Genomic DNA, 13695 nt, shown 5'->3' with positions numbered 1-13695 from the left:
ACTCTTTTAGTTTTGTTTAGCATCAATCTGTGAACTTTAATAAAGCTCCTCTTCTACTCCTGCGCCATCTGCATTTGGTAATAAACACCTCTGGCTGCCATGAGCTCCTGGTGATTCCCATGTTCGACGATATCACCATCTACCATGACGAGGATGATGTCAGCATTTTGAATAGTAGACAGGCGGTGGGCGATGATAAAGCTAGTCCGTCCCACCATGAGCTTGCTGAAAGCCTCCTGAATCAAGACTTCTGTCCGGGTATCGATAGAGGAAGTCGCCTCATCCAAGATTAGGATTTTAGGAACCGAAAGGAAGACGCGCGCGATGGTTAATAGCTGCCGCTGACCTTGAGACAGTGAGTCCCCAGCATCCGCCAGATAGGTGTCATACCCCTGAGGTAGCTGCTGGATAAAGAAATGTGCATTGGCCGCCTTGGCAGCTGCAATGACTTCTTCTCGGCTAGCATCTGGCCGGCCAAAAGCTATGTTGTCGTGTATAGTCGCCGTCTTTAGCCAAGTCTCTTGCAGTACCATGCCAAACTGCTGACGATAAGAGGCTCTGGTGTAATGCGAGATGGGAGTACCGTCTAGCGAAATAAGACCACTATCAACATTGTAAAATCGCATGAGGAGATTGATCAAGGTAGACTTGCCAGCACCAGTTGGCCCGACAATTGCGACCTTGCTAGCTGCTGGAATCCTTATATTCAAATCCTGAATCAGCTCTTTGCCAGGCTCATAACCAAAAGCCACATGCTCAAAGCTAATCTGTCCTCTGACATCTTCCGACTGGAGGATTTCCTGACCAGACTCTGCTATTTCTTCTTGGTCCAAAACGCTGTAAATTCGCTCCGCACAAGCTAAAGCGCTCTGCAATTCTGACATGACTGACGATATATCGTTGAAAGGCTTGGTGTACTGGTTGACGTAGTTGAGAAAAGTTACCAGCTGCCCAACCGTAAAACCTGTTCCCTGAATGATTCGGACAGCCCCAAAGCCTACAATCAAAGCATAAATCAGGGCATTGATAAAACGAGTCGAAGGATTGACCGTCGAAGAATAGAAAATAGCCGCCTGAGAATAATCTGCATAAGTTTGATTGCTGCGAGTAAAAGCTTTGTCAAACTGCTCCTGAGCATTAAAAGCCTGTATCAGACTTTCCTGGGTCAGACTTTCCTCAATCAGCTGGGTCTGTGCCCCTCTCGCCTGCGTCTGCCGTTGGAAAAAGCTAAAACTCTTTCTGGCAATAAAGCGCGCTAAAAAAAGAGAAAGGGGCGTCAAAAGCAGAACCAAAAGCAAGAGGAAAAAGTCCAATCTGGCCATGCTAATGATGGTGACTAAGATGGTCAACAAACCCACAAAAAACTGATTAAAAACCATAAGCAAGCCATTGCTAAGCTGCTCCAAGTCCGTCGTCACCCGACTAACCAAGTCTCCGGTTCCCTGTCGATCCAGATAAGCCAAAGGCAGATAATGAACTTTCTTGATAACACCCTGTCGGAGTTGCTGGCTATAGCGATAAACCAGCTGATTATAGAGCAAGGGATTGAGCCACTGAATCAGCGTATTGGCTAAGATGACCAACAACATCTGGCCCAAAATCGGCACCAAATGCTGGTCCGCTTGAGGCAGAAGAACGCTATCGACCGCATTCCCGATTAAAACTGGTAGAAGAACAGTCAGAGCCACTTGAGCCACCGTTCCCAGACTAGCTAGGAAAAAGAGCCAGCGCGCCTGCAGCAAATCTCGAGTCAAACGCCTCAAGCTGCTAGGTGATGTCTTATGCTTCATGCTTGTCCTCCTCTCCTTGGCTATGCTGTGAGTGATGGATTTCTCGGTAAATGGCAGAGCTGACTAGGAGTTCCTCATGGCGACCAAGGGCCACCTGTTCTCCCTTATCTAGTACTAAAATTTGATCCGCCGAGCGCAAGCTATTGGTTCGCTGAGAGATCAAGACCAGACTGGTATGAGTCAATTCATTCTTAATAGCCCGCAAGAGTCTAGCCTCTGTCAGATAGTCCAGAGCAGAGGTTGCATCATCTAAAACCAAGAAAGGCGCCCTCCGCAAGACAGCTCTGGCAATGGTTAAACGCTGACGCTGACCGCCAGAAAAATTCCGACCAAAGGCCTCTACAGTCGCATCCAAGCCACCTTCCTTCTGAGAGACAAAGTCCGCTGCCTGAGCAATCTCTAAAGCCTGCCACAAGTCTGCGTCTGTTGGCTTGCTTGACATACCCAAGGTCAGATTGGAACGAACAGTTCCTTGAAAAAGCTCCGCCTTCTGAGGCACTAGACTAATCCAAGACCGCCATTCTCTGAGATTTTTAGGACTGCGTCCTTGGGAAAAGATGGTCAACTGACCAGCAGCCACAGGATAAAGATAAGCCAGAAGCTGAACCAGGGTAGACTTCCCTGAACCTGTCCCGCCAATAACCCCCAAAGTCTGACCGCTTTTCAAATCAAAAGTCAGACCAGTCAAAGAAGGACTAGCTGCATTTGGATAAGAAAAGCTGACCTGCTGGACTTTGATGGCTTGATCCGGCAAAGCTGTTTCCTGCACTAATTCCTGCAGGACATCTTCTTCTGCTTGCTCGAATACCTGACTGATACGACCAGCACTGATATAGCTTTGATTGAGCGAGTTGACCAGCATAGCCAGCTTGAGCAATTCCACCAAAATCTGCAATAAATAATTAACCAAGGCCACTAGCATCCCCTGGGTCAGTAAGCCCTTGCCGATAAAAGCATTCCCCTGCCAAATCACAGCAATCAGAGTACCATTGACTGTAAGAAAGGTCAGAGGACTAATCAGACTAGCCAGAGCTCCCGTCCTGATTTGCCAAGTTTTATAGAGCTCGTTGCGATTGCGAAAGGTCTGAACCTCACGCTGGGTCTGACCGAAAGCTCTTATAACCCGCATACCCTGCAGCTGCTCACGAGTCAGATTGACCAGTTGGTCTGTCAGCTGGCGAATTTTGGCATAGAGAGGATTCATCAGACGAGACATGAGGACGATAATAGCCGTTAAAATTGCCACCATGAGCAAGAACCACAAGGTAATGGCTGGACTGATAGTAAAGGCCATAATGATGGAGCCGAAAACGATGATAGGCGCCCGCAGAAAGAGACGAAGAAATTGATTGATGCCCGTCTGGATCTGGTAGCTGTCGCTCGTCAGCCGAGTCACCAAGCTAGAAGTCGTCAGCTCATCCCGACTAGCCTTAGGCAAACGCAGGATTTTTTGATAGAGGTCGCTTGTCATCTGACGAGTAAAGCCCACTGCCGCCTTTGACGAATAATACTGGGCTACCACTGCTACCACCACGCCCAGCGCAGCCAAGCCCATCAAAAGAAAAACCATCCAGTAGAGATGGGAGCTGTCGTGTCTAGGAATGGTCTCGTCCACAATCCCCGCAATCAAAATCGGAACCAAGAGTTCAAAACTGGCCTCCAAGAGCTTGAACAAGGGCCCCAGCAAAGACTCCCTGATATAGCCCTTGAAATATTTCAATAAATCTTTCATACTACCTTCTTCTCCATTAAACTGTATTTATTTTACCATAATTTTCAAAGGCTAAAAAATATTCTCCTTCTGACCAGCAGAAAGAGAATATTGATATTAGACTTCTTGTAAGCTCTGGCTTATTTTCTTTAGACCCATATACAAAAATGGTGTTACAGCTAATAAAAAGCCGCCTAAAACTATAAACGTCCAGTCAAAGCCAAAGTAGTCAATCAACCAGCCCGTCATAGGAAAAATGACAATCATACTCAGGCTGAACATCATAGAATAGACACTGAGCATGGTTGCCCGTACTTCACTTGGCAGCTGCTTTTGTAAATCATTGTCAAAAATCGGCTGGAAAAGAGCGTACAAGGCGTTGCTGATTAGATAAATCAAAATATAAATGACTGGTGTTCCAAAATAGGACAGCAGGTACGTTCCGCCTGTTAAAAGGACTACTGAAGGGAAAAGTTTTAGGGCAGAATACTTCTTTCCAATCACACTCGCCAGATAGACCGCCAAGATATTCAAAGCACTGCCAATCAGCATGACCAGCGAAATCTGCCAATCTTTTAAGTCAGGCAATTGATTTTGATAGTAAAAATAAAACATACACATCAGTGTTCCAATGATTTGGGACAGAATCATCCAGATAAAAAGACTAGGATTTCTTTGCAACTCCTCTTTGACCGTCCAGATTATCTTTTTCATAGTCAGACGTTCTTCCTTTTCTGCTTTGATGCTAGGTTCTTTCAGCATCCAGGTTAAGAAAAGAACAATGATGGAGGTCCCAATCATGATATAGTAGGTCAAATGCAATTGTCCATGGACAAAAAATCCAGCCCAGACCGTTCCCAAAGACCGAGTCGCTTCAGCCACCCCAGACATAAAGCTGGAGATGGACAGGTAACGTTCCTTAAGTCCAGCCTCCACAGATGAATCATAAACCATGGCTGCGCTTGTCCCCGAATCAAAGTTATAGGACCAAGCACTAATCACCATAGCCAGTGCATAAACCCAAAAATTTCCCTGCCCAGCCAACATGAGAACAGAAGACACAATCCCAGCTATCCGGCTCAGATACAGATTAGTCTTGTAGGAAAAGCGATCCGCCAACATCCCAGAAGGAATTTCACAAATAACGCTAGTCGCATGAAAGATACTTTCCAAAAGCCCAATCTGCCAAAGGGACATGCCATTTTGACTTAGAAATAAAATCCAAAAACTAGTAATACCTAGAAAGGCAAAAAATTCTACTCCGGCCATAAGACCGATATTTTTCCGATAACTTCTTTTAAACATTTTTTCTCCTTTAACAAGTGTTTTCTAATTTCTATCCTTTGTCACTTGTTAATCCGCTGGTTACATGACCTCTACCTCTTCTTTCTCTAAATTTCTAAATTTGGATTATTTCATAGTTCATTGTTGAAAAAACGCCACATGGGCGTTTGATTCGTTTTAAGGTTTAATACGGTGCAGCATACGTGGGAATGGGATGGCTTCACGGATATGCTTGGTCCCTGCTACAAAGGTTACCATACGCTCGATACCGATACCGAATCCACCGTGCGGAACTGTTCCATACTTACGAAGATCAAGGTAGAATTCATATTCTGTCGTATCCATACCAAGATCATTCATCTTAGCAACAAGAGCATCGTAGTCTTCTTCACGCATAGAACCACCGATGATTTCACCGTAGCCTTCAGGTGCCAGCAAGTCTGCACAGAGGACGCGATCTGGATTTCCTTCCACAGGCTTCATGTAGAAAGCCTTGATGGCTGCTGGGTAGTTCACGACAAAGGTTGGTACACCAAAGTGGTTTGAAATCCATGTTTCATGCGGTGAACCAAAGTCATCTCCATGTTCCAGATGCTCATAGTCAGCATCTTCATCATTCTCATGAGCTTGCAAGAGGTCAATCGCTTCATCATAGCTAACACGCTTGAAAGGCTCAGCAATATAGCGTTTCAAGAGTTCTACATCACGTTCCAGCGTTTCCAAAGCTTGAGGAGCGCGGTCAAGCACACCTTGGATCAAAGCCTTAACATAAGCTTCTTGCAAGTCAAGCGACTCATCATGCGTCAAGTATGAATACTCTGCATCCATCATCCAGAACTCAGTCAAATGACGACGGGTTTTTGATTTTTCAGCACGGAATACAGGACCAAAGTCAAAGACACGGCCAAGAGCCATGGCACCTGCTTCCAGATAAAGCTGACCTGACTGACTCAAGTATGCTGGAGTTCCGAAGTAGTCGGTTTCAAATAGCTCAGTAGAGTCTTCTGCTGCATTACCTGACAAGATTGGGCTGTCAAACTTCATAAAGCCATTCTTGTCAAAGAATTCATAGGTAGCGTAGATGATGGCATTGCGGATTTGCATCATAGCCACTTGCTTACGAGAACGCAGCCACAAGTGACGATTGTCCATGAGGAAGTCAGTCCCATGTTCTTTTGGCGTGATTGGATAGTCATTTGACTCACCAATGATTTCGATGTCTGTAATGTCCAGCTCGTAGCCAAATTTTGAGCGCTCGTCTTCCTTGACAACCCCTGTCACATAGACAGAAGTTTCTTGGCTAAGCTTTTTAATCGTATCAAACTTCGCCAATCCTTCTTCTTCGCCAAATTTCTCAATGAAGTTAGGCTTGAAGGCCACCCCTTGGAAAAAGGCAGAGCCATCGCGCAACTGCAAGAAAGCAATCTTACCCTTACCTGACTTATTGGCTACCCAAGCACCGATGGTCACTTCTTGACCAACATAATTTTTCACATCAATAATTGTTACGATTTTCTTTGACACGTTTTTTCTCTTTTCTATTTTTTATTCTTTATGACAGACTGCCTCGACATTATTACCATCCGGATCCAAGACAAAGGCCGCATAATATGATAAAAGGTTCCCCCGATAATTTGGCGCACCGTTGTCTTTTCCCCCTGCCTTTAAACCAGCCTCATAACAAGCTTGAACCTGCTCATGGTTTTCTGCCAAAAAAGCAAAGTGAATCGGAGACTGCTCTCCCTCTCCCAACCAAAAATCTCCACCAGGATGTGGGCTGTTGGGAGCAACAAAACTGAGTAGAGAACTACTTCTAAAAGCCAATTTGTAGCCTAGAGGAGAAAGAAAACTTGTATAAAAGTCTTTTGAAATTTGTAGATTCCTGACCTTTATCTCAAAATGATCAATCATATCTGCCTCCTAGATTGGTTGCTAAATGTCACTTTATTTCAAGACAAATCTTTTGGACATCTGTTCTATATTTTACCATAAAGCGATTGCAATAGCTATCCTTGAAGAGTCTAAATCTCAGAAAAATTAAAAAACCAGCCTCCTAAAGGCTGGCGGATAACTCTCTCTGAATAAGAGGACTAATTTTTCGTTCCATATAACAGTCGATCAACCATGTCATCATCATAGTTCAAGACTTTTTTCAAAGCCATCTTAAAGCGCTGATCACTGAGAATCTGACCTCCAGGACTCTGGTCAATCGTCGCATAATTCCCCTCCCCATCCTGAGTAAAGGCTACAGTCAGCTCTTGGTCAGGGTCTTCACAAACATCTCGCTGAGGATCTTTTGAACTGCTTGATGGACGAAAGTCCATTCTTTGCAGACGAAACGACAGTTCTTTATGAAAAGCCGTAATGTCCTTCTGACGATTGGCCACTGGCTCATGTTTGTCCAACCAAGTCAAAACATCTTCTTTTGTAATATATATCATCTTCCCCTCCTAAACCAAATCAAAGTTCGCCCTGTAAATGACCGTATCATAGCTTGGGCTAGCTGCTGACAGAGCTGCTTGAATGATATGGAGCACGCGCTGCTGTTGACCTTCAAAAGCTAAAGGCAGGAGCATATTGGAGACATTTTTGACAATCACTCCCTTAGTGAATTCCCCATCTTCATAAGAAAAATCCTGCTGATGAAAAATGGTCTTAGTCTTAAATTCAATCACCTGTCCTTGCAAAATTAGCTTATAAGTCTTCTTCCAGTTGGTTCTGCCACCAAAGCGATAAAGGACCAGATAAATCCCCAAATCATGGTCTGCGACCCAATCGCCCGTTTCAAAGACTAGCTCGTCATCAATCCCAGCCTTCTTTAAAAGCTCAATCCCTTCTTCAGAAATCATCTCGTGCACAAACTTCCAACTTCCTTCTTGGGGAAGAGTTGCTGTTCCCTCAGTCTCCTTCTGAGTGCTACTACTGACTTCTTTATGATGAACTCTTTTAGGGGGAAATTCTTCCTCCCAAGTCATATCTTCTTCTATGTCACTGACAGCCCGCCTAGTCGGTAAAAAGTCCAGACACTTTTCTAATAATCCCATATCCTATCTCCTCTTTATCTGTACTCCACGTGGTTTACTTCCCTTATCTTTGTATCATAATAAGGGTTAATTTGCGACAGGGCATGTTGAATCACTGTTACGATTTTGTCCTCTCGTCCTTTTAAAACCTTGGGAATCACAAGCTGGGAGATTGTTTCTGTTGATAGACCTTTTACACTTTGATCTTCCTCATTGCGAACTGGATATCTATCGGCCCGCTCTTCTTCTAGGCGAAATTCAAGCAAGTGCCCACCGAGCATCATGGCTAAGACTTGATATTTCCCTTCTCCGATACGAAATTGCTTGACGCAGAGAAAAATCCCTCTCTTCTCATCCTCTAGTAAAAATGGCAGAGCCAGTTCTTTTTCTTCAATAGAAAAATCCTCGAGAAGCTTCTTCTCTCTTTCCCCTATTTCCTTTCTGATAAAACCCATTTTATCTCCTTTTGTACAAAATAATCTTCATCCCTATTATTACTTAAGTAAAAAGACCATGAGGAACACACTGCAAGTCAATAGAATGCAGGGCTAGACCAAATGGACTTCTTTTATTATACACCGAAACACCATCATCTTCAACTAAATACTCCTCAAATTTATAAGTCGTGTGGTGATTTCTATCAGAAAGTTACTCCTACTAACTTAATCTACCATTAATAGCTGCTATTTAATCAATAGGCGGATCATCCTTTGCCTCTTCTTCCGTCTTCCAGTAGGTCATACTGCTCTTCTTAGTGTCTACCTCCATCTTTTTATTAAGTCTAATATCAACCTTATAATAGGCACGTTTAATTAAAAACTTTTGACTGTTCTCTGCAGAACCCCAAGTTCTACAAACCATCAAAAAACTTGCAGAGCCCTGTCCGGCTATCTCCTCCTTAGTGTAAGAACCGGGGGCAGTTGGACGTTCTAAGATTCTCATATTTAAATTCAATTCTGGCTGGTAATTGTTCAAATACCAGTCTATTCGGGCCGAGTCATTCTCATAATATTGGATACGGTAGCGATGACCATTGGATTCGGAAATAGTGGTCCAACCCTGCTCTGAATCAAAGAAAACATAAGCTCCTAGCAAGACTAGACCGCCTAGCAAGAATAAGAAAATCAAACGACGTTTCATATTGTTCTCCTTCCACTCCTGTTTGAAAGCCCTGACAGCTAAATTCCAACTCCTCCCAGCTTTTATTTTCTGAACAAAACCTTCTCAATTCGAGCAGAAAATATGAAAGCGATTTTATGATATTCTATATTATTTTACCATTTTGTCAAACGATTTGCCAATGCAGTTTAGGGGAACTAAAAAGGACGAACTTTGAGTCCGTCCTTATCTATTGTTTATAAATCTTTGTAGGCTCTCTTTAGCAAGCAATGTCGTACTTAGAGCTCTATTTACTCTCCATAAATTGCTGCAGGCGCTGAACGGCTTCTTTGAGCGTATCCAAATCCGTCGCATAGCTAAGACGGACATTTTCTGGGGCACCAAATCCTGCTCCGGTCACCAGAGCCACACCAACTTCTTCTAAAATTGCTGTCGTAAACTCGGTCACATCTGTGTAACCTTTCATTTCCATGGCTTTCTTGACATTTGGAAAGAGATAGAAGGCACCTTGTGGCTTGACCACTTCAAATCCTGGCACCTGAGCCAAGAGAGGATAAATAGTATTCAGACGCTCTTCAAAGGCTTGACGCATAGTCTCAACCGTTTCCTGACTGCCAGTCAGCGCTTCTATAGCTGCATATTGAGCCGCTGCTGTCGGGTTAGAAGTCGTCTGACCTGCAATCTTACTCATGGCCGCAATAATCTCCGGCTCACCAACTGCATAGCCAATCCGCCAGCCTGTCATGGAGTAGCTCTTAGAGACACCATTGATGACCACCGTCTGCTTGCGAATCTCCTCAGATAGACTGGAAATTGGCGTAAATTTATTGCCGTTATAAACCAGACGTCCATAGATGTCATCTGCCAAAATCAGAATATCGTGCTCTACAGCCCAGTTCCCAATCGCCAGCAGCTCCTCTGCTGTATAAATCATACCAGTCGGATTGGACGGCGAGTTCAAAACCAAGACCTTGGTCTTATCAGTCCGAGCAGCTTCTAACTGTTCCATCGTTACCTTGAAATTATTTTCCTCAGTGGCTTGGACAAAAACAGGAGTTCCCTCAGCCATCTTAATCTGGTCGCCGTAGCTGACCCAATAAGGCGTTGGAATGATAGCCTCATCACCTGGATCAAGCACACTCATAAAGAAGGTGTAGAGGGAGAACTTGGCTCCGGTTGCCACCGTCACTTGATTCGGCTGGATTGTGTAGCCGTAATAGTTGGCAAAATACTCCACCACTGCTTCTTTTAGCTCTGGCAGACCGCTAGTCACCGTATAAAAGCTAGCACGCCCATCCTCAATAGCTGCTACAGCCGCATCTCGGATGTTCTTAGGCGTTGGAAAATCCGGCTCTCCCAGAGTCAGAGATAGAATATCCCGCCCCTGCGCTTTCAAAGCCTTAGCTCGTGCTGCTGTTGCTAAAGTCACGCTTTCTTCCATTTTTAAGACACGATTTGATAATTTCATAGTCCCTCCTTGCTGACCAACTGTCCGCTTTCAAAACCAATCAGGTAGTAGGTGCCTCCCGACTTGACTTCCCAGATGGGCTGATCCTGAAAAAAGCCCATGGTCACCTTATCAATAGTTCCTGCTCCATTTTCCTTGGCAATGCTCTCCGCCTCTGCCTGACTGACACCTTGGTCCAGTCGATAGACCCGAATCTCATTGGAATCTTTAGCAATCAAAACAGCTTTTTCGACACCTTTACTTGTCTTGCCAAGCAGACTGTAGTAGGATTCCTGCCCATTGTAGATGGCAAAAGAATCCACTTTTTCAAGATCTGCATATTCCTTGGCCAAGCGTCTGCTTGCTTCCTTAGCCGACTGTCTCGGCTGCATAGACACTTGCAAAACTGCAAAAAATGAAAAGACAAGAACGCTGAGAACGATAAAAATACCGATAAGGTACTGCCAAATTGGAAAACTGGCTTTATTTCTATTTTTATATTTCACTCCGTCATTATACTACAAATACTCCTATTTTTCTATCTTTTTTTGATGAGAATATTCTCAAAATTCTAAAGCAATATCCTTGCATATGATACTATTTATTGGTAAAATATTGTTATGAAGATTACAGACGATTTAAGCAAAGAAGCTCTGCTTGATTTGAAAACCATGATTGTCTTTCACAAGGCAGCAAGAACCATCCGTGCCATTGAAGCCCAGATTTTTAAAAAGCATGATTTGACTCCTACTCAGTTTTCCGTCTTAGAAACCTTGTACAGCAAAGGGGAACTGCGTATTCAGGACCTGATTGACCGTATACTGGCTACTTCTGGCAACATGACTGTCGTCATCAAAAATATGGAACGCGACGGCTGGATTGTTCGCACCTGTGACCCAAATGACCGCCGGGCTTTTTTGATTGGCTTGACGGAACAAGGCAGAGCTAAAATTGAAGCCGCCCTGCCTGATCATATCAAAAATATCCAGCAAGCTCTGTCCATTCTCGAAGAAGACGATAAGCAAAATTTGATTCGCATTTTAAAAAATTTCAAAAAATTGAGCTAAATAATTGCTAACTAGTAATTAATGTTGTAACATATATTGTAACAAGAGAAATATCTCTTTATTTTATAAAAAAGGAGACAATGCAATGTCTAAAGTATTATTCATCGTCGGCTCGCTTCGTCAAGGTTCTTTCAACCACCAATTGGCTGAGCAAGCTGAAAAAGCTTTGGCTGGCAAGGCAGAAGTTTCATATCTTGATTACAAAGATGTACCATTCTTCAACCAAGACATCGAAAGTCCTGCTCCAGCTGCTGTTGCTAAGGTTCGTGAAGAAATTTTGGCCGCTGATGCCATCTGGATTTTCTCACCTGTCTACAACTGGGCTATCCCAGGAGTAGTGAAAAACCTCTTGGACTGGGCTTCACGCGCTCTGGATTTGTCAGACCCAACTGGCCCATCTGCTCTGAATGCTAAGGTTGTTACTGTTTCATCTGTAGCTAACGGCACATCACCAGACGAAGTATTCAAGCACTACCGTAGCCTGCTGCCTTTCATCCGTATGAATGTGGTAGAACCATTCACAGGTGTTGGTATCAACCCAGAAGCATGGGGAACTGGACAACTGACTGTCGCAGAAGACAAACTTGCTGAACTCTCAGCACAGGCTGATGCTCTTTTAGCAGCCCTTAACTAAAAAGAGACGATTATAAAAAGAAAAGAAAACTTATAAGACACTAACCCCCCGCAAATAATTGCGAGGGGTTTTAGAATACTTTACTGACAGGAACAGGTATTATAAATCAGCTAAAGAATATTTAGGATAAGGAATTTGAGATAATTTATCTTCTATTTTTGCTAGCATTTTCTCTTCTGATTCATCTATATACCCCTCAAACCAAACTTTTTCAATATCTTCATTGTTAAAGAAGCAAGCTTGATTATCCGTCATACCAAAAGGATATACACAGCCGGAATAGTCTAAATAACCAATTTCACCCTTATTATCATAAAGAGGATAACGGTTAATAATCATAATTTTCACTTGTCCATTTTTAAGTTGGACAACACTCCCTATCGGTAGTAGCTCAGTCATTAGAAACCTCCTTTAAAAATCTTCTCGAATTCTAAGTATTCTTCTTTTTTAATCTTTTCAGAACTTTTATCTGTTTGAATAAATGGGACCTTATGAGACTAAAATAAGCAAGAAAGAAACCCATGTCACTTAGCAAATAAGACAAGTAGCTGCCTTTGCTTAAATACTCAACAGATTGATAGATGGCAAAAACAGCAAAAATCAAGCCAATTCCAAACTTCCCATATATATTTCGACTAAAAATATATAAAAACTCATCTTTTATAGGTAGTGTTTCAAAGTGAAACTCTTTAAATGACGGCTCTTTCCTTGTCCTTGCAAGCAATTCTACTAGATACCCAACAATAACATAACCCAAAACTAACAAGATTATTTTCCATAGGAAGGACAAGCGGCTATTCGAAACAGAAGTAAATCCATGTAGCAGCATAATGCTAGCTGCGGGAACATATTTCGTGAGATCCAGATGGAATTGTGGACTATGAACATTTGCATAAATTTTATTAGTTTTTAGATCTAAATAATAGTTTCTACCTTGAAAGGTCAAGAGATAGGTTAAATATTCTTTTTCCTTCATTTCAATTGCTTTTCCAACCTTTTAAGGATAATCAATTTTTCTAATGGCCTATTTCCAAATAATAAGAGCCCAGATACTGGGAGAAAACCAATGATAGCTATAAAAGAAATAAAGCTTCCTGAAAAATAATAATCAATTATAAATTTAATTGACGTAAAAAATAGTATAGTCCCAAAAAACAATATTCCTTTACATTGTGTTTGTTGGTTATAAAGAAAATTAGGCCAGTCAAAATATAGTTTCTGATTAAAACTTTTTATAGTTCCTTTTCTAGTATTTCTTAGAACAAATATTATCAAAACTAAAACGCAGAGAACAGTCGAACACAAAATAAATATTCTGATAGGCACACTGGCAACCTGAGGTGCTGTTGCTTCTGAATAAATGTTTCGTAAAAGAAAGGAAGCAGGCAGAATAGCCCAAGTGAGATTAGGAGCTTTCTCTTCTTTCTTATCTATAGAGTATAGTTGTCCAGTTTTTCTATCATAAAAAATATTTTTATCTCTGAAATTACCTAACCAAAATACATTCTTATTCATTGATTTCTTCCAAGTGGCGACGGTTCATAATCATAGCACTTCCATTCAGTAAGTAATTGGTCATACATTACCTTGATTCATAGATTATAAGCTAAAATTCTTTCT

Annotated in this window: 16 protein-coding genes; 2 read left to right on the top strand and 14 right to left on the bottom strand. The window is 42.5% G+C overall.

Translation table 11 applies throughout. The features are described 5' to 3' along the window. Window positions 1–53: 53 nt before the first annotated feature. From FOC72_RS03765 to FOC72_RS03715, 11 genes are all read right to left on the bottom strand, one after another. Entirely contained in the window at window positions 54–1790 is a 1737-nt protein-coding gene (locus FOC72_RS03765; RefSeq protein ID WP_002895241.1) for an ABC transporter ATP-binding protein, read from the bottom strand. Further along, the gene (locus FOC72_RS03760) at window positions 1780–3522 is read right to left on the bottom strand and encodes an ABC transporter ATP-binding protein (RefSeq protein ID WP_002895239.1); all 1743 of its coding nucleotides are present in this window, start codon (window positions 3520–3522) and stop codon (window positions 1780–1782) included. The genes FOC72_RS03765 and FOC72_RS03760 overlap by 11 nt, the downstream gene beginning before the upstream one ends. A gap of 96 nt (window positions 3523–3618) precedes the next feature. Continuing rightward, a complete protein-coding gene (locus tag FOC72_RS03755; protein ID WP_002895236.1) occupies window positions 3619–4806 on the bottom strand; it encodes an MFS transporter in 1188 nt (395 codons plus the stop codon). Window positions 4807–4962: 156 nt separating this feature from the next. After that, entirely contained in the window at window positions 4963–6309 is a 1347-nt protein-coding gene (asnS, locus tag FOC72_RS03750; RefSeq protein ID WP_002895235.1) for an asparagine--tRNA ligase, read from the bottom strand. Window positions 6310–6330: 21 nt separating this feature from the next. Beyond that, on the bottom strand, window positions 6331–6696 hold the full coding sequence (locus FOC72_RS03745; protein ID WP_002895233.1) for a VOC family protein: 366 nt from the start codon (window positions 6694–6696) through the stop codon (window positions 6331–6333). Window positions 6697–6875: 179 nt separating this feature from the next. After that, window positions 6876–7226, bottom strand: a complete 351-nt coding sequence (locus tag FOC72_RS03740; RefSeq protein WP_002895231.1) for a hypothetical protein — start codon at window positions 7224–7226, stop codon at window positions 6876–6878. Between the two features lie 9 nt (window positions 7227–7235). After that, window positions 7236–7829 carry a hypothetical protein gene (locus FOC72_RS03735; RefSeq protein ID WP_002895229.1) on the bottom strand — a complete coding sequence of 198 codons (594 nt, stop codon included), beginning with the start codon at window positions 7827–7829 and terminating at the stop codon, window positions 7236–7238. A gap of 14 nt (window positions 7830–7843) precedes the next feature. Then, window positions 7844–8263: a hypothetical protein gene (locus FOC72_RS03730; protein ID WP_002895228.1), complete on the bottom strand. Its 420-nt coding sequence runs from the start codon at window positions 8261–8263 to the stop codon at window positions 7844–7846. 232 nt (window positions 8264–8495) lie between these two features. Further along, window positions 8496–8948 (bottom strand): hypothetical protein, encoded by a 453-nt coding sequence (locus tag FOC72_RS03725; RefSeq protein WP_002895227.1) that lies wholly within the window; start codon window positions 8946–8948, stop codon window positions 8496–8498. Between the two features lie 265 nt (window positions 8949–9213). After that, window positions 9214–10395, bottom strand: coding sequence for a pyridoxal phosphate-dependent aminotransferase (locus FOC72_RS03720; protein ID WP_002895226.1), 1182 nt, complete (start codon window positions 10393–10395; stop codon window positions 9214–9216). Beyond that, window positions 10392–10880 carry a cell wall elongation regulator TseB-like domain-containing protein gene (locus FOC72_RS03715; RefSeq protein ID WP_002895225.1) on the bottom strand — a complete coding sequence of 163 codons (489 nt, stop codon included), beginning with the start codon at window positions 10878–10880 and terminating at the stop codon, window positions 10392–10394. Before FOC72_RS03715 ends, FOC72_RS03720 begins: the two co-directional genes overlap by 4 nt. 114 nt (window positions 10881–10994) lie before the next feature. Between FOC72_RS03715 and FOC72_RS03710 the strand changes: the two genes are divergently transcribed. Both FOC72_RS03710 and FOC72_RS03705 read left to right on the top strand, forming a co-directional pair. After that, window positions 10995–11441: a MarR family winged helix-turn-helix transcriptional regulator gene (locus FOC72_RS03710; protein ID WP_002895224.1), complete on the top strand. Its 447-nt coding sequence runs from the start codon at window positions 10995–10997 to the stop codon at window positions 11439–11441. An 85-nt stretch (window positions 11442–11526) separates the two neighbouring features. After that, on the top strand, window positions 11527–12075 hold the full coding sequence (locus FOC72_RS03705) for an NADPH-dependent FMN reductase (RefSeq protein ID WP_002895223.1): 549 nt from the start codon (window positions 11527–11529) through the stop codon (window positions 12073–12075). A 99-nt stretch (window positions 12076–12174) separates the two neighbouring features. Here FOC72_RS03705 and FOC72_RS03700 read toward each other — a convergent pair whose 3' ends face one another. From FOC72_RS03700 to FOC72_RS03690, 3 genes are read right to left on the bottom strand one after another with little or no spacing between them, the layout of a single operon-like run. Beyond that, window positions 12175–12474 (bottom strand): DUF4176 domain-containing protein, encoded by a 300-nt coding sequence (locus FOC72_RS03700; protein ID WP_002895221.1) that lies wholly within the window; start codon window positions 12472–12474, stop codon window positions 12175–12177. Between the two features lie 31 nt (window positions 12475–12505). Continuing rightward, window positions 12506–13051, bottom strand: coding sequence for a hypothetical protein (locus tag FOC72_RS03695; RefSeq protein WP_002895220.1), 546 nt, complete (start codon window positions 13049–13051; stop codon window positions 12506–12508). Continuing rightward, window positions 13048–13590 (bottom strand): hypothetical protein, encoded by a 543-nt coding sequence (locus FOC72_RS03690; RefSeq protein WP_002895219.1) that lies wholly within the window; start codon window positions 13588–13590, stop codon window positions 13048–13050. Before FOC72_RS03690 ends, FOC72_RS03695 begins: the two co-directional genes overlap by 4 nt. Window positions 13591–13695: the final 105 nt, after the last annotated feature.

Source organism: Streptococcus sanguinis (assembly GCF_013343115.1).
Classification (GTDB): domain Bacteria; phylum Bacillota; class Bacilli; order Lactobacillales; family Streptococcaceae; genus Streptococcus; species Streptococcus sanguinis_H.
This window is presented reverse-complemented; position numbering and strand designations above follow the sequence as displayed.

What these genes read in the sequence shown, in the direction of transcription:
- FOC72_RS03690 (WP_002895219.1), bottom strand. Translation starts at nt 13,590, where the DNA reads ATGAATAAGAATGTATTTTGGTTAGGTAATTTCAGAGATAAAAATATT.
- FOC72_RS03705 (WP_002895223.1), top strand. Translation starts at nt 11,527, where the DNA reads ATGTCTAAAGTATTATTCATCGTCGGCTCGCTTCGTCAAGGTTCTTTC.
- FOC72_RS03725 (WP_002895227.1), bottom strand. Translation starts at nt 8,948, where the DNA reads ATGAAACGTCGTTTGATTTTCTTATTCTTGCTAGGCGGTCTAGTCTTG.
- FOC72_RS03695 (WP_002895220.1), bottom strand. Translation starts at nt 13,051, where the DNA reads ATGAAGGAAAAAGAATATTTAACCTATCTCTTGACCTTTCAAGGTAGA.
- FOC72_RS03700 (WP_002895221.1), bottom strand. Translation starts at nt 12,474, where the DNA reads ATGACTGAGCTACTACCGATAGGGAGTGTTGTCCAACTTAAAAATGGA.
- FOC72_RS03730 (WP_002895228.1), bottom strand. Translation starts at nt 8,263, where the DNA reads ATGGGTTTTATCAGAAAGGAAATAGGGGAAAGAGAGAAGAAGCTTCTC.
- FOC72_RS03755 (WP_002895236.1), bottom strand. Translation starts at nt 4,806, where the DNA reads ATGTTTAAAAGAAGTTATCGGAAAAATATCGGTCTTATGGCCGGAGTA.
- FOC72_RS03720 (WP_002895226.1), bottom strand. Translation starts at nt 10,395, where the DNA reads ATGAAATTATCAAATCGTGTCTTAAAAATGGAAGAAAGCGTGACTTTA.
- FOC72_RS03735 (WP_002895229.1), bottom strand. Translation starts at nt 7,829, where the DNA reads ATGGGATTATTAGAAAAGTGTCTGGACTTTTTACCGACTAGGCGGGCT.
- FOC72_RS03740 (WP_002895231.1), bottom strand. Translation starts at nt 7,226, where the DNA reads ATGATATATATTACAAAAGAAGATGTTTTGACTTGGTTGGACAAACAT.
- FOC72_RS03760 (WP_002895239.1), bottom strand. Translation starts at nt 3,522, where the DNA reads ATGAAAGATTTATTGAAATATTTCAAGGGCTATATCAGGGAGTCTTTG.
- FOC72_RS03765 (WP_002895241.1), bottom strand. Translation starts at nt 1,790, where the DNA reads ATGAAGCATAAGACATCACCTAGCAGCTTGAGGCGTTTGACTCGAGAT.
- FOC72_RS03745 (WP_002895233.1), bottom strand. Translation starts at nt 6,696, where the DNA reads ATGATTGATCATTTTGAGATAAAGGTCAGGAATCTACAAATTTCAAAA.
- FOC72_RS03710 (WP_002895224.1), top strand. Translation starts at nt 10,995, where the DNA reads ATGAAGATTACAGACGATTTAAGCAAAGAAGCTCTGCTTGATTTGAAA.